Origin of the sequence: Polaribacter ponticola (genome assembly GCF_026191475.2) — a bacterium.
GTDB classification, from domain to species: Bacteria; Bacteroidota; Bacteroidia; order Flavobacteriales; family Flavobacteriaceae; genus Polaribacter; species Polaribacter ponticola.
Window position 1 is genome coordinate 1,852,230 of sequence record NZ_JAOSLC020000003.1, and the last position, 14,487, is coordinate 1,866,716.

14 protein-coding genes, 1 tRNA gene and 1 pseudogene are annotated in these 14,487 nt (G+C 29.7%); 8 read left to right on the forward strand and 8 right to left on the reverse strand.

Going from position 1 to position 14,487, the window contains the following annotated elements:
* Window positions 1-1,269 (reverse strand): SH3 domain-containing protein, encoded by a 1,269-nt coding sequence (locus tag N5A56_RS13495; RefSeq protein WP_274270484.1) that lies wholly within the window; start codon window positions 1,267-1,269, stop codon window positions 1-3.
* 55 nt (window positions 1,270-1,324) lie between these two features.
* On the opposite strand from N5A56_RS13495, the gene N5A56_RS13500 reads away from it, so the two are divergent.
* Window positions 1,325-1,564 (forward strand): helix-turn-helix domain-containing protein, encoded by a 240-nt coding sequence (locus N5A56_RS13500; protein WP_265725917.1) that lies wholly within the window; start codon window positions 1,325-1,327, stop codon window positions 1,562-1,564.
* 214 nt (window positions 1,565-1,778) lie between these two features.
* On the opposite strand, the gene N5A56_RS13505 is transcribed toward N5A56_RS13500, so the two are convergent.
* The 4 genes from N5A56_RS13505 to N5A56_RS13520 form a co-directional block, all read right to left on the reverse strand.
* Window positions 1,779-1,849, reverse strand: a tRNA-Cys gene (locus N5A56_RS13505).
* Between the two features lie 61 nt (window positions 1,850-1,910).
* The gene (folB, locus tag N5A56_RS13510; RefSeq protein ID WP_265725918.1) at window positions 1,911-2,267 is read right to left on the reverse strand and encodes a dihydroneopterin aldolase; all 357 of its coding nucleotides are present in this window, start codon (window positions 2,265-2,267) and stop codon (window positions 1,911-1,913) included.
* A 70-nt stretch (window positions 2,268-2,337) separates the two neighbouring features.
* Entirely contained in the window at window positions 2,338-2,721 is a 384-nt protein-coding gene (locus N5A56_RS13515) for a VOC family protein (protein ID WP_265725919.1), read from the reverse strand.
* A gap of 262 nt (window positions 2,722-2,983) precedes the next feature.
* Window positions 2,984-3,199: a zinc ribbon domain-containing protein gene (locus tag N5A56_RS13520; RefSeq protein ID WP_265725920.1), complete on the reverse strand. Its 216-nt coding sequence runs from the start codon at window positions 3,197-3,199 to the stop codon at window positions 2,984-2,986.
* Window positions 3,200-3,375: 176 nt separating this feature from the next.
* Here N5A56_RS13520 and N5A56_RS13525 point away from each other — a divergent pair, with 176 nt between their 5' ends.
* Together N5A56_RS13525 and N5A56_RS13530 are read left to right on the forward strand one after the other, a co-directional pair.
* Window positions 3,376-4,995 (forward strand): glutamine--tRNA ligase/YqeY domain fusion protein, encoded by a 1,620-nt coding sequence (locus N5A56_RS13525; RefSeq protein WP_420793211.1) that lies wholly within the window; start codon window positions 3,376-3,378, stop codon window positions 4,993-4,995.
* A 44-nt stretch (window positions 4,996-5,039) separates the two neighbouring features.
* The gene (locus N5A56_RS13530) at window positions 5,040-5,345 is read left to right on the forward strand and encodes a DUF6370 family protein (protein ID WP_265725921.1); all 306 of its coding nucleotides are present in this window, start codon (window positions 5,040-5,042) and stop codon (window positions 5,343-5,345) included.
* Between the two features lie 15 nt (window positions 5,346-5,360).
* Here N5A56_RS13530 and N5A56_RS13535 read toward each other — a convergent pair whose 3' ends face one another.
* Entirely contained in the window at window positions 5,361-7,985 is a 2,625-nt protein-coding gene (locus N5A56_RS13535) for a DUF5916 domain-containing protein (protein WP_265725922.1), read from the reverse strand.
* 238 nt (window positions 7,986-8,223) lie between these two features.
* Here N5A56_RS13535 and rplM point away from each other — a divergent pair, with 238 nt between their 5' ends.
* The 4 genes from rplM to tsf all read left to right on the forward strand — a co-directional run bounded on the left by rplM (window position 8,224) and on the right by tsf (window position 10,995).
* A complete protein-coding gene (gene rplM / locus N5A56_RS13540; RefSeq protein ID WP_265725923.1) occupies window positions 8,224-8,679 on the forward strand; it encodes a 50S ribosomal protein L13 in 456 nt (151 codons plus the stop codon).
* On the forward strand, window positions 8,679-9,065 hold the full coding sequence (rpsI, locus tag N5A56_RS13545; protein WP_036827435.1) for a 30S ribosomal protein S9: 387 nt from the start codon (window positions 8,679-8,681) through the stop codon (window positions 9,063-9,065). Before rplM ends, rpsI begins: the two co-directional genes overlap by 1 nt.
* A gap of 153 nt (window positions 9,066-9,218) precedes the next feature.
* Entirely contained in the window at window positions 9,219-10,010 is a 792-nt protein-coding gene (rpsB, locus tag N5A56_RS13550; RefSeq protein ID WP_265725924.1) for a 30S ribosomal protein S2, read from the forward strand.
* 13 nt (window positions 10,011-10,023) lie between these two features.
* On the forward strand, window positions 10,024-10,995 hold the full coding sequence (tsf, locus tag N5A56_RS13555) for a translation elongation factor Ts (protein ID WP_265725925.1): 972 nt from the start codon (window positions 10,024-10,026) through the stop codon (window positions 10,993-10,995).
* Between the two features lie 32 nt (window positions 10,996-11,027).
* On the opposite strand, the gene N5A56_RS13560 is transcribed toward tsf, so the two are convergent.
* Complete coding sequence (locus N5A56_RS13560; RefSeq protein WP_265725926.1) at window positions 11,028-11,591, reverse strand: hypothetical protein; 564 nt, start codon at window positions 11,589-11,591, stop codon at window positions 11,028-11,030.
* Between the two features lie 244 nt (window positions 11,592-11,835).
* On the opposite strand from N5A56_RS13560, the gene N5A56_RS13565 reads away from it, so the two are divergent.
* Complete coding sequence (locus tag N5A56_RS13565; protein ID WP_265725927.1) at window positions 11,836-13,677, forward strand: PLP-dependent aminotransferase family protein; 1,842 nt, start codon at window positions 11,836-11,838, stop codon at window positions 13,675-13,677.
* Window positions 13,678-13,771: 94 nt separating this feature from the next.
* Here N5A56_RS13565 and truB read toward each other — a convergent pair.
* Window positions 13,772-14,466 (reverse strand): annotated as a pseudogene (truB, locus tag N5A56_RS13570) (tRNA pseudouridine(55) synthase TruB).
* Window positions 14,467-14,487 lie beyond the last annotated feature (21 nt).

Genomic DNA, 14,487 nt, shown 5'->3' on the forward strand with positions numbered 1-14,487 from the left:
TTATTTTTCTTCAAAACAGCAACCATGTATCCAACCAATATTTCCTGAGGATGTTTTAATCTGATACCAATATTCATTGATCTTATTTCCTTGAATAGTTACCTCTGTCTTATTTTCTGATTTTTTATCTAAGAACTCAACAACCGTATTCAAAGCTAAGTTTTCAATTTTTTCTGCATCAAGATCTGGACTCGTTCTTACTCTTAGATTATCGACTGTAATTAATAATTTTTTATAGTTGGTTGTTTCTTTAACAGTTATCTCTTTTTTCTTTGCGTTATCAACTTTCTTTTTTTCTTCTTTTATAGTGGCTTTTACTTTTTGAAAGTCTTCAATCGTTTTGATGTTAAGAATATTTGAAGATTTGATAAGATTAGAAGTGGCATTGATGTATTTATTTTCATATTTTGAATCTTCTTCTTTTTTTCTACCTATAAAATCTCTATAGTAATTAGGTTTAGTAAAAGTTTTTAAAGCTTCATCTAAAACACTTTTATCATCTAATCCTGGAGTATAGCTAAAACTCTTTTTAAAGAATTTACTACTATTATAATAATCTAAAAACGGATTGGTTTGGCTTTTCTCATAATTATGAGTAACGAAATCTACACCTTTTATTTGTTTTCCGTTAATTAATAATTTAATCTTAATTTTACTTACTGATAATTCAGCATACATTGAATTCATGTATCCGTCCCTACCTTTATCTGTATTCGGAATACTTGATATAACTTTAGTTTTGCCTAAAGGCTTAGTTTCTATAACAGAAACTTTGTATTCATAGTTTAGAGGTAATCCATTTTCATCAGTTACATTGATTTCAGATTTTTTAATATGTTCTAAGACTAATGCAACATCTGTATCCCTTGAACTAGTAACCTTCTTTTCTTTATTCTCTGTTTTATCCTTATTTACTTCTTTTACAAATTCTTTGGTAATCGAATTCAAAGCAGCATATTGTGAGTAAGCAATTCCAGATCCTAACAATGAAAAAATCAAAACTCCTATAATTAAACCTTTTTCATGATTGTGTTTTAGAGCAATTACAAGACCTATTAGTGAAATAGAAACGGCAATAATTCCGAAGAAAATCGCAAATAAACCAAACAAGGGTATAAATGAAATTAATAATGTTAGGATTCCTAAAACTAGTCCTGTGATGCCTAAGCCTTTTGAAATGGATTGATACTTTGTTTTTTTGATGTTTTCTATTTTCATAATATTAAAATTATTAGTTTTTAAAAACAAAGATATAAAAATAGGTTGCATTCGACCTATTGTATTCAATTCGTTGCAAAAAACAGTTTGTTCGCATATTTGATACATGTCAAAACGTGAACGAAAAAAAGAAATTCCAAATTTTTGTGTTGAGTTTGGTAAACATTTGAGGAAACTTCGAAAAGAGAATAATTTAAGTATCGAAGAAATTGCATTCAAGGCAGAAATAGATGCTCAAAATTTAAGAAAATATGAGTTAGGCAAACAAGAAATGAAAATTTCTATGCTTAAAAGAATTTCTGATGCTTTTGGAATTTCTCCATCAGAACTTATTGACTTTCGTTAGAATTTTGAAAAAGAGAGAGGTTAAATATTAATCAATTCCATAAATAAAATTTATAATTTGAAAACCAAAAATGGTCAATAACGAGAAACACAAAAAATACTCAAAACCATCATAAAAAATGACCTAATTTTAGTTTGTAGGAATCTGGTCGGAATTTACACAAAATAAAAATCCCTAACAAATTAATTGCCAGGGATTAAACTGCTTTTCAAAGAGGTGTCTAGCGGATTCGAACCGCTGTACATGGTTTTGCAAACCATTGCCTAGCCACTCGGCCAAGACACCTTTTATTTATTTGGATTGCAAATTTACGCAAATTTACAAGTTTTACAAGCCTTTTTTTATTTTATCGCTTTTTTGTGAGAATTATAACAACTTCCTCCACATTACCGCCAATAGGTGGGTTAATTTTTGCCACAGAAACTTTAGCTCTTCTAATCATTCTAATTTCTTTAAAAAACCGATCTAATATTCTTTGTGCAACCTCTTCTAATAATTTAGAACGTATTCCCATTTCTTCTTTTACAATATGATTTAAATGAACGTAATCTACTGTATCTAACAAATCATCTGACTTTGCAGATTTTCTTAAATCGGCTTTCACCTCTACATCTACTTTATATTCAGATCCTATTTTTGCTTCTTCATCTAAACATCCATGGTAAGCATAGAGTTTAATATTGTTTACTTGTATTATCCCCAAAATTTATTTTTTTATAATTTACACATTCTAATTCTACAAAACTTTATGTTTTATAAAAGTAAAATGTTTACTAAATATCGTTATTTATTTCAATCCAATAGCCATCTGGGTCTTGAAAATAAATTTGCAAAATTCCGTCTTTTCTAATATAATTTTTCTCTTGCGTACCTTTCCAATCAGAATATTCAATTTGTAAATCATTTAAATGTTTTACAACAGCATGTATATTATTGGTTGCTAACGCAAAATGAACTGCTTTATTCGTTTTTATTGCAAATTCTGCACGAGGAATTAAATGTAATTGCTTGTCTTCTGCTAATAACAACCATCTCGTTTTAGAGTTAGATGCAGTATTTTTAATTTCCTTTAATCCTAATACTTCCTGATAAAAAGCAACAGATTTATCAACGTTTTTTACAGAAATTGCTATATGATTAAATAAAAAAGAAAACATCCTTTAAAAACTTTTTATTTTTTCAAAAATACGATAATAAATAAAGATATGTTATTATAAATAATATTTAAAACCACAAGTAATCCTTTGCGTTAGCGATTGAAATGGCATCCTTTTTATGCTTAACTATGTTCTGAATCTGATTAATAATTTTTCAATTTAACTAGTACTTAGATTAAATGTTGAAGTAGATTTAGCATAAAAAGATACAATGTAAAGCGCGACCTTTAGGTAACGCCCAAATATTAAATAGTTACACTTCTTAACTAGTAAAAAAATCGAAAACATTACTAATTGCACTCGTTTTGGTTTTATAAAATTCTGTATACGTACATTTTTTGCAAGTTACACTTGTAAACTTCTTATTTTGTATGTCGAAAATTTTTGAGAACACACCTCCTGTAGCCCTCATTTCATCTACTTTACAAGATTTGTGATTGCATTTTGGACAAGTATAATTTCTTATTTGATTACTCATAATATATATATTGTTTAATTATTAGAGGCTTAAAATCTTTTTTTGTTACAAAAGTGAACATTCGAGTGCATAAAAATACGTAATTTTGTAGCTTAATTTTTCACTTAAATTATGTCTGAAGAAAAAAATCGCTCAATTTTTTAGAGCATATTATAGAAGAGGATTTGGCAAACGGTATGCCTAAAGAAAATTTACGTTTTCGTTTTCCACCAGAACCTAATGGATATTTACACATTGGTCATACCAAAGCAATTGGTATTAGTTTTGGCTTAGGTGAAACTTATAACGCACCTGTAAATCTTCGTTTTGATGATACAAACCCTGCTAAAGAAGAGCAAGAATATGTAGACGCTATAAAGGAAGATATTTCTTGGTTGGGTTACAAATGGGCAAACGAATGTTATTCTTCAGATTATTTTCAACAACTTTTTGATTGGGCCGTTTTATTGATAAAAGACGGAAAAGCGTACGTAGATTCTCAATCTTCAGAAGAAATGCGTGTGCAAAAAGGTACACCAACTGAAGCTGGAACAAATAGCCCGTTTAGATCTCGTTCTGTTGCCGAAAACTTAGAGCTATTCCAAGCTATGAAAGATGGTAAGTTTAAGGAAGGTGAACATACTTTGCGTGCAAAGATAGATATGGAAAACCCAAATATGTTAATGCGCGATCCATTAATGTATAGAATTATGTATAAATCTCACCACAGAACTGGCGATGATTGGTGTATTTACCCAATGTATGATTGGACGCATGGAGAGAGTGATTATATTGAACAAATTTCGCATTCTTTATGTTCTTTAGAGTTTAAACCTCACAGAGAATTGTACAATTGGTTTAGAGATAATGTAGTAGATTTTAGTAAATCTGAATACCCAAACCCACCAAAACAACGTGAGTTTTCTCGCTTAAATTTAAGCTACACAATTATGAGTAAACGTAAGTTACTTAAATTGGTAGAAGAAAATATTGTTTCTGGTTGGGACGATCCAAGAATGCCAACTATTTCTGGTTTAAGAAGACATGGTTATACGCCAGCTGCTATTAAAAGTTTTGTAGAAACCGTTGGAGTTTCTAAACGTGAAAACATTATTGATGTTGCACTTTTAGAGTTTAAAATTAGAGAAGATTTAAACAATACTGCAAAAAGAGTTATGGGTGTTTTAGATCCTGTAAAAGTTGTGATTACTAATTATCCAGAAGGACAAGAAGAAATATTAGACGCTAATTACAATGATTATGAAGAAGGTTTTGGAAGCAGAGAAGTTCCTTTTTCTAGAGAAATTTACATCGAAAAAGAAGATTTCAGAGAAGAAGCTAATAAGAAATTTTTCCGTTTAAAATTAGGAAAAGAAGTTCGTTTAAAAAACGCATATTTTATTACCGCTAATAGCTGTACAAAAGATGAAGATGGAAATGTAATTGAAATACAATGCACATACGATCCATTAACTAAATCTGGAATGGATACTGAGGAAAGTAAACGTAAAGTTAAAGGTACTTTGCACTGGGTCTCTGTAAAACACGCTATTAAAGCAGAGGTAAGAGCTTATGACAGATTGTTTTTAGATGAAGCACCGGATTCTCATAAAGACAAGGATTATATGGAGTTTGTAAACCCAAATTCTTTAGAAATTATAGAGGCTTATTTAGAACCAAGTTTACAATCTGCTACAATTGGAGAACGTTTTCAATTTCAACGTTTAGGTTATTTTAATGTTGATGATGATTCTACAGTAGAAAAATTAGTATTTAATAAAACAGTTGGATTGCGAGATTCTTGGGCGAAAAAATAAAATACACAAACAAGGGATTTTAGTCCCTTGCAAATTTAAATATTATGAAAAAAATACTTTTATTATCAATCTTTATTATTTCATTTTCTTGTTCAAACAAGAAAAAAATAAAGCAAGTTGCAGAAATATCTTGCGGTCAATGTCAATTTGAATTAGATAGTCAAAATGGTTGTGATTTAGCTATTAGAATAGATAACAAAGCTTATTTTGTTGATGGATTTAATATTGATGATTTTGGAGATGCTCATAACAAACAAACAGGATTTTGTGAGGTCGTTAGAAAAGCAAATATTCAAGGAAAAATTGAAAACAACAAATTTTTGGCTTCCTCAATAAAAATGATTGATTAAAACAGCATTAAAACTCTATCTAACAAAACGATAAGTGGCTTTTATTAAAAAAGTATCTTCTATTTTATCATTTGTAATTTGGTTTTTTAAACTTCTAGACAATGAGTGTCTAGGGTTATCATTTGTACTTCCACCTCTTGCCCACACAAAAAATAACTCAGAACCTGGTATGTATTCCCATCTAGCAACTAAGTTAGTTCTTAATTGTACAAAAGAAAAATCGGGCTTTTCGAAAGTATAATCTGTAATCGAATTAAGATTTTCATCTATGCTGTAAATATCATTTTCTAAAGAAATTTGATTTGAGCTATACATAGAAACTCTATCATTTATACTTTTTGCAGTTGGCTCATTAACATAATTAAAATTAGAATATCTACCTCTAGAAATAAAAGGTTGACCGTAAAATTGTATGGAAAAGTTAGGATTTAAACTATAATTTAAACGCAAAGTTGTAGAGAGTGTTTGGTTATCCATTTCACCTAAAACATAACGTTTTGTGGTATTAAAATCACTTTCTGCTACATATTGGGTTTTATTTCTTGCTTTTTCAAACTCTGTATTTATAGACATGCTAAAAGCATCAAAAGGTTGATAGTTCATTCTAAAAACATATCTTTTAAAATTGTTAACACTTTCATCTGTAGTACTATTTACATATCCTAAAGTAAAACTCATTTTTTTACTTCTATCAGACCCAAAAAATAAGGCTATATATTTCTCATCAGCAAACCTCCATCTTGGTCCTCCTCTTAAATAAGCATTACCATAAACTACTGGTATATATCCTGTTTCTAATTCTGTCCACCAATTATTTATCCAATTAACGTTTCCTTGTAACTCAATTTGAGACTTATTTTGATTCCCTTCAAAATCGTAGGTTGTAAATTGATTAAAACGAACTTGAATATCTCTATAAGTTTTAGTTGGTATTTGCCATAAATATCTAATATTAGAGAATTGTATCATTTCATCTGTTTGTCTTAAAAAACCAACATCATTTAATTCTAACTCTGGAGAACGCCAAATAAACCCACCATTATATCTCCAGTTTCCACCACCATTTTTTCCTGCTTCAATTCTACCACCTGTTCCAGTTAAAGAGGTTCTGGTAGGGTCTATATTTACATGACTCGCATCAACTCTTCCAAAATTATGCCTTAATGTTTCTTGTGTTGCAGTAATAGCTTCTTTACTTCCTAAAACATGACTCATTATAATATTTCCATCTAAAAAGTAATCTCTATTGTGCCAATTATGCTGAAAATCTAATCCTCCAGAATAAGCAGCTTTATGAAGTTCATTAAAATTACCATCTAAATTTCTATTTGTAGCTGTAAAAATCCCTCCAATAAAAGAATTTCTTTTATTAAAGTCTTTTTGGGCTCTAGCAATAAAAAAATTGGTAAGAGGCTCTACAATTTCTTCTCTTGTTTTACCTTCAACTTCATGAATCTCTGCATATTCATTAGCTGTTACACTTTCTAAAACACCAATAGACCAACCGCTCTGAGTTTTTCCCGAAAACTTAGCAGCTCCTAAAATTGTAGAGTTTATAGGTTCATTTGCAAACTCTCCTGTTTGCAAACTTGCACTTCTATGTGGATTTCTACCAATTCTTCTACTATAGAAAAGATTATCCCTACCATTTGCAAACTCAAAATCAAAGATGTTTTTATTTTCTACAAAAAAGGGTCTTTGTTCTCTAAAAAATATCTGAAATCCATCTAAAGCTATCGCTCCAGGATCTGCTTCTACCTGTCCAAAATCTGGATTAATAGTTAAATCTAATGTTAAATCGTTTGTAATTCCAATTTTAGCATCTAAACCAGCATTTAATTTAAAATCACTTCCGTCTCTATAAGGATTTCCTACTTCTTTTGGATAATTATCATATTGTAAAACAGTAAATGGTTGAATTTCTAATTGTTTTTGAGAAACTAAATTAATTAATCCATGTAACTCACCTGCTTCACTTATAAAACCAGATTGATCATTAGGAATTCTTTGCCAAAGAGAACGTTCATTTTTTCTGAAAATATTTCTTACAACATTAAACCCCCATATTTGTTCTTTTGCATTTCCAAATCTTAGTTGACTAAAAGGTATTTTCATTTCTGCTGTCCAGCCTTTTGCATCTACTTTAGCGTTTGTGTACCAAATTGGATTCCAACTTGCATCCCAATTATCTCCATTACCTGTTGCAATTTCTTCTCCTTTAACACCTGCAGCTGTGGTGGTAAAAACAAAAGCAGTTCTTTTATCATGATAACTATCAATAATTACATTTACTCTATCTCCAGCAAACCCATCTCTTCTACTTAACCTTTGCTGAATTAAATCTGGCTCTTCATCTAATGCTCTAATGGCTATATATAAAAACTTAGCATCATACATTACTTTAAATTTTGTTTGATGTGTAGGTTCAGTTCCTTCATCTGGAGATTTTTCTGTAAAATCTGTAGACCACTCAACAACATCCCAAGCAACATCAGAAATATCCCCATCAATAACAGGTGTGTTTTTTAACTTTTTTGTGGTATAAATTCTTTTTGGAATTTTATTTCCTGTAGATTCTTGCCCCATACTTTTTGCAGAAGTTAAAGCACAAAAAAACAATATGATATATTTAAATTTCATTTGATTTGGTTGATTTAATCGGTTGTGTTTTAAACAAAAAAATGCTTAAAAAACACAGTACAAAAGTAGGTTTCTCTTTTCTTAAGAATATGTTAATTATTATAAACATAAATTCTTTATAAAAAAAACACTTAAATAAACTAAAGTGCTATTTGTCAATCAAATAAAACTCCGTACATTTGCACTCCTTTTTTAAGGAATAATTAATTATTAACAAACAAAAACTAATAGTGTAATTATGAACACATTAAGTTACAAAACAGTATCAGCAAACAGCGCTACCGTAAACAAGGAGTGGGTTTTAGTTGATGCAGACGGGCAAACGTTGGGTCGTCTAGCTTCTAAAGTAGCAAAGCTAATTAGAGGTAAATACAAACCAAACTTTACTCCTCACGTAGATTGTGGAGACAACGTGGTTATTATCAACGCAGAAAAAATTGTTTTAACTGGTAACAAATGGAAAGAGAAATCTTACATTCGTCATACAGGGTATCCAGGAGGACAAAGATCATTAACTGCTACAGAAATGTTTGAGAAAGATCCTACAAGATTAATCGAAAAAGCAGTAAAAGGTATGTTACCTAAAAATATTTTAGGATCTGCTTTATACAGAAACTTGTATGTATATGCGGGTGGAGAGCACAAACATTCGGGTCAAGCACCTAAAGCTATTAACCTTAACGATCTTAAATAATGGATACAGTACACAAAATCGGTAGAAGAAAAACAGCAGTTGCTCGTATTTATCTTTCTGAAGGAAAAGGTAACATTACAGTAAATGGTAAAGAATATAAAAATTACTTTACAACTGGAACTTTACAATATAAAGTACAACAACCTTTAATGTTAACAGAAAACTTAGAATCTTATGATATCAAAGTTAATGTATACGGTGGTGGAGTTACAGGACAAGCTGAAGCAATTCGTTTAGCAATTACTAGAGCATTAGTTTCTATTAATGAAGAACACAGACTTGTATTAAAACCAGAAGGATTATTAACGCGTGACCCTAGAATGGTTGAACGTAAGAAATTCGGTCAGAAGAAAGCACGTAAAAAATTCCAATTCTCGAAACGTTAATATCGCTGCAGAATTTATTCTGCACTATATTATATCGAGAACTGTTATTATTACATACAATTAATATTAAACAGTTTAGCATCTAAATATATAAGACTCAAAAGACTACTTATATATTGATTTCAAAAACAGAAAGTAAACACATTTATAAAAATGGCAAACGTAAACATTCAAGAATTATTAGAAAATGGAGTGCATTTTGGTCACTTAACTAGAAAGTGGAACCCAAACATGGCTCCTTATATTTATACAGAGCGTAATGGTGTTCACATCATCGATTTGTATAAAACTGCAGCTAAAATAGAAGAAACTTCAGAAGCACTTAAAAAAATTGCTAACTCTGGACGTAAAATTTTATTTGTAGCTACAAAAAAACAAGCAAAAGATATTGTTGCAGAAAAAGCAAAAGCAGTAAACATGCCTTTCATTACAGAAAGATGGCCAGGTGGTATGTTAACTAACTTTGTTACTATTAGAAAAGCTGTTAAAAAAATGGCTCATATTGATAGAATGAAGCAAGATGGATCTTTTGATGCTTTATCTAAAAGAGAAAAACTACAAATTAATCGTCAGAGAGAAAAATTAGAAAAGAATTTAGGTTCTATTTCTGATATGACTCGTTTACCTGGTGCTTTATTTATAGTAGACATTAAGAAAGAGCACATTGCAGTTGCAGAAGCTATGAAATTAAACATTCCTATTTTTGCAATGGTAGATACAAATTCTGATCCTAGATTAGTTGATTTTGTAATACCAGCAAATGATGATGCTTCTAAATCTATTGATAAAGTTTTATCTTATGTTACTGATGCAGTAGCTGAAGGTTTATCAGAAAGAAAAGCAGGTAAAGATAAAGCGAAAGAAGTTGCAGCAGCGCCAAAAGCGGAAAAAGCAGCTCCTAAAGCAGATGCTACAGCTGAAGAAAAAAATAATTATAACATTTAAAATATAAAATAACATGGAAACAGTAAAAGTAAGTGCTGCTGATGTTAAAAAATTAAGAGAAGCTACTGGTGCTGGAATGATGGACTGTAAAAAGGCATTAGTTGAAGCAGGTGGTGATTTTGATAAAGCAATTGATGTTTTACGCAAAAAAGGTCAAAAAATTGCTGCAAAAAGAGCTGATAGAGAATCTACAGAAGGTGTTGCAGTAACAAGAATCAATGCTGATAAGACTGCTGGTGTAGCAATCGTTTTAGCTTGTGAGACTGATTTTGTTGGTAAAAATGATTCATTTGTAGCTTTAGGTGGTCAATTTGCAGATATCGCTTTAAATTATGATACTAAAGAAGCTTTTTTAGCTGCTGATTTTGGTGGAATGACTGTTGCTGATAAATTAGTTGAACAAACTGGTGTAATTGGTGAAAAATTAGAGATTACTGCTTTTGAGAAAATTGAAGCTGCTTATATTGGCGCTTATACTCATATTGGTAAAATCGCTGCTTTAGTTGGTTTATCTGCTGTTGTAGATAATGCTGAAACTTTATCGAAAGACGTTGCTATGCAAGTAGCATCTATGGGAGCAACAACTTTATCTTATAAAGATTTTGATCCTACTTTTGTTGCTGCAGAAACTGAAGCAAGAATTGCTGTTATTGAAAAAGATAATATTGAATTAGGTAGATTAGGTAAAACATTAAAAAATGTTCCTCAATTTATTTCTATGTCTCAATTATCTGATGAAGTTTTAGCAAAAGCTGAAGAAGCTGCAAAAGCTGAATTAGCTGCAGAAGGAAAACCAGAAAAAATCTGGGATAGAATTTTACCAGGAAAAATGGAAAGATTCATTTCTGATAACACAACTTTAGATATGGAACAATGTCTTTTAGATCAATCTTTTATTAAAGATGAAAAGAAAAATGTTGCTCAATACGTTTCTACTTTTGGAGATGTTACTGTAAGTACTTTTAAAAGAGTAACTTTAGGTTAATATTTCTATTAACATATTTAAAAGCCTCGCAATTATGCGAGGCTTTTTTTGTTTAAAATAGTGCTAAAAAAAGTAAATCCAATTCCTAAAGATACACTGTCTAATCTATTGTTTTCGAAACCTATTAATCCTTTTCTATGAAAGTCTAATCTAACTATAGTATTCCATCTCTTTTCTCCTGCAATTTGAGTTCCTAAACCAAAACCGTAATAATTTCCATCTGAGTATTTGTTTGAAGGTCTCCACATTTTACCATAACTCATTTCCATAAAAAAAGTATCGTCTTCATCTTCAGTTATGTTAAACTTTAAACTACCATATGTTGGAAAAGCACTAACAGCATAATTCCAATGATAATCGAAACCAGAATTAAAACTTATGGCAACTCTTCGTTTAAACTCATAACCAAAACCTGCTCTTAAAAAAATTGCTGTTGGTATTATAAATGGTTCTCCATCATCTGGAGTAATTGTATAATTTTCATTGATAGCAAACGTTAAACTTGATGAACCAGTAAAAAATGGTCTTCCTAATTTTTCTTGTGATGCTAATTGTAGCGTAAGTAAAAATGAAACTAAAAGTATTATTTTTTTCATGAACTAGTTTTTGGTTGATTCTATATTAGCAAGAACCATTCCGTTTAGAAAGGAATCTAAAATAAATAGTAAGAAACAAATTGAATTGTAAAGTATTTAAATCAAAAACGACTTATAAAAAATTAAGTTACAATAACATAAATGTCTAACAAGATTATGATCTAAAGTAATAAACAAATCAACATTTATCATTTTAGAAAAAAACTAATTAATGTACCTTGTCAACTTATTAAGGATGAAAAAAATGGAAAACAATACTGCTCAAAATTACGTTAAAAACGTAATTACAAATATGCCTAATAGTTGGTTAAAACTAACAACACATCGACTAGATATTTACAACGAACAACAAGCTAAAACTGAATTTATAGATCAATTTGAAACTTTATTCTCTGAAAATAATTTTGATAAAAGTGTACTTAACAATTTACCTACAGCTTATGATTATATAAGATTAGGCCATCCTTTGTCTTGTATATTAGAATGGACAATTGCTAAATTACAAAATGTAAATTCTGAAAACGTAATAAGTTTTACATCACAAACAATACCTGTTTTATCAATTTTAAGAAAAAATTTACTAGAAAATAAAAAAACACAAATTTTATACATAGACAAATTACCTAGTTTTTTTAATGTAGATATTATTAAAAATATCTATGGATATAATTTTGAATTGAAGCAAATTAAAAACATTTCTGAAATAAATAATTTTAACGGAAGTACTATTTTTATATCTAAAGAAGACAAAATAGAAAACATTAAACTTACTAAAAGTATTGATTTCCTTATCAACCTACAAGAAAATCTAGGTAGTTTTTTAATTGTAAATGGTATACAAAATGAAAATTACATTTCAGACATTCAACATGTAAGAAGAAGAGAAACGATTGCAATGACTCCTTCAAATTCTCTTATTGCTTTACAATCGATTATTACAAGTAATAAAAATGATGCTTCAAATATTGATTCTTCTAGCAAAATAAAAGTTTCAAATTCTATAAATGCAATTACGAATACCACTACTAAATCTTTAGTTGCTTCTAGTGGTTTATCTATTCAGTATGCAATATTGATGGGCTTAATTCATGATGCAAAAGAAAATCATAAAGGAAAAGCTATTAAAATAGTAGTACCACCAAATTGTTATGGAGGAACAAATGATCAAGCAAGAAGAGTTGCTGCTTGTTTAGATAACGTTGCTGTAGTAGATTTACCTGTAGATGGTGAAAATGATATGGTTAAAAGTATTGATTCAGTTTTAAACAAAATTGCTTTTGATGATGCGATCCCTTATATAATTGCAGAAATACCTACCAATCCAAGAGTTGAGGTTCCTAATCTTATCGATTTAAAAGACACTTTAAGCAAACAACGAAAAACCAGCAACGGAGAACTTGCAATAGATCCTGTTTTTGTATTAGATCAAACGTTTTGCCCAAATGTACATTTTTTAGGTAATGAGGATATTCTTTCTTCTGTAAGAACTATTTCTTTTGCTAGCGGATCTAAATTTCCTAGTGGAGGACTTTGTACTGCAGGTTACTGTGTAGGAAACTTAAAGACAAACTCTTTAATTGAAAAAATTGAATTGCACTTACAAATTTGTGATAACGAAGCTACAAGTTATCAATACAATATACTAGCTAAACAAATGCCATCAATGAACCAAAGAATTGTTGATGCTTATAAAAACACACGTGAGTTTGTAAATTATATTAAAGAAACCTTACCAACAGCAAAAATTAACTTTGTGTCTGAACAATTAGCGGAACAAGGATTTACACCTTCGGTTTTTTCTTTAGATTTACCAACAAAAGGAAATACAAACGAAGAAAAAGAGACTTATAAAAGGGCTTTAAATCATAAATTAATTAATTTAATGATTACAGAAATTCCTGATGAAAGTAAATATTGTGTTAGTTATGGTCAGCTTAAAGGTTGTTATTGGACGATACCTGCAACTTCTACTCAAGGAACTACCAAAGAAGGTGATAAAGACTATATAGCAAGAGTTGCGCTTTCTGCAAATATGGATCTTGATCTACACAAAAAAGTGTTTCTAAAATTTGTGAAATCTATTTAAAAAATTAATAAATCAGTTGTAGAACATAAATCAATTTTACAACTGATTTATTATTTAAATAAGTAATAATTAGAATTAAATCTATTTCTATAGGTTAATTCTCTATTTTTAAATCCTCTATAAAACTTTCAATAGAATTTGCTTTTTCTACAGAAAAATCTCCAATTTTTGTTCTTCTTAAAGTTGATAAATGTGCTCCAGAATTTAAGGCTTTTCCAAAATCGAAAGCTAAGGAGCGAATATAAGTTCCTTTACTACAAACTACTCTAAAATCTACCTTTGGAAAATCGATATTTGTAATTTCAAATTCAGAAATAGTAACAGTTCTTGCTTTAATCTCTGTAGTTTCTCCTTTTCTAGCTAATTCATACAAGCGTTTACCTTCTTTTTTAATCGCTGAAAAAATAGGTGGTTTTTGTTGAATATCGCCAAGAAACTGAATGGTAGTTTCTTTTATGAGTTCTTCTGTAATATGGTCTGTAGCATACGTTTGATCAACTTCTGTTTCTAAATCGTAACTTGGTGTTGTAGCTCCCAAAGTTATTGTACCTGTATACTCTTTTATTTGACCTTGATAAACATGAATTTCTTTAGTTTGCTTACCAGTACAAATAATTAATAAACCTGTAGCTAAAGGGTCTAAAGTACCTGCATGACCTACTTTAATTTTTTTATTCCAAACTGTTGTTTTATGTTCCAACGTAATTTATTTACAACTTGAAAAGAGGTCCAATTTAAAGGTTTATCAATCAATAAAACCTGACCATCTTTAAAATCTTCTAAAGTCATTAGCTTATAATATTCAAAAAA

Bases quoted from the DNA above. Each gene is read 5' to 3' on its own strand.
- N5A56_RS13495 (WP_274270484.1), bottom strand. From the start codon at position 1,269: ATGCAACCTATTTTTATATCTTTGTTTTTAAAAACTAATAATTTTAAT.
- N5A56_RS13500 (WP_265725917.1), top strand. From the start codon at position 1,325: ATGTCAAAACGTGAACGAAAAAAAGAAATTCCAAATTTTTGTGTTGAG.
- N5A56_RS13515 (WP_265725919.1), bottom strand. From the start codon at position 2,721: ATGTTTTCTTTTTTATTTAATCATATAGCAATTTCTGTAAAAAACGTT.
- N5A56_RS13520 (WP_265725920.1), bottom strand. From the start codon at position 3,199: ATGAGTAATCAAATAAGAAATTATACTTGTCCAAAATGCAATCACAAA.
- N5A56_RS13525 (WP_420793211.1), top strand. From the start codon at position 3,376: ATGCCTAAAGAAAATTTACGTTTTCGTTTTCCACCAGAACCTAATGGA.
- N5A56_RS13530 (WP_265725921.1), top strand. From the start codon at position 5,040: ATGAAAAAAATACTTTTATTATCAATCTTTATTATTTCATTTTCTTGT.
- N5A56_RS13535 (WP_265725922.1), bottom strand. From the start codon at position 7,985: ATGAAATTTAAATATATCATATTGTTTTTTTGTGCTTTAACTTCTGCA.
- rplM (WP_265725923.1), top strand. From the start codon at position 8,224: ATGAACACATTAAGTTACAAAACAGTATCAGCAAACAGCGCTACCGTA.
- rpsI (WP_036827435.1), top strand. From the start codon at position 8,679: ATGGATACAGTACACAAAATCGGTAGAAGAAAAACAGCAGTTGCTCGT.
- rpsB (WP_265725924.1), top strand. From the start codon at position 9,219: ATGGCAAACGTAAACATTCAAGAATTATTAGAAAATGGAGTGCATTTT.
- tsf (WP_265725925.1), top strand. From the start codon at position 10,024: ATGGAAACAGTAAAAGTAAGTGCTGCTGATGTTAAAAAATTAAGAGAA.
- N5A56_RS13560 (WP_265725926.1), bottom strand. From the start codon at position 11,591: ATGAAAAAAATAATACTTTTAGTTTCATTTTTACTTACGCTACAATTA.
- N5A56_RS13565 (WP_265725927.1), top strand. From the start codon at position 11,836: ATGGAAAACAATACTGCTCAAAATTACGTTAAAAACGTAATTACAAAT.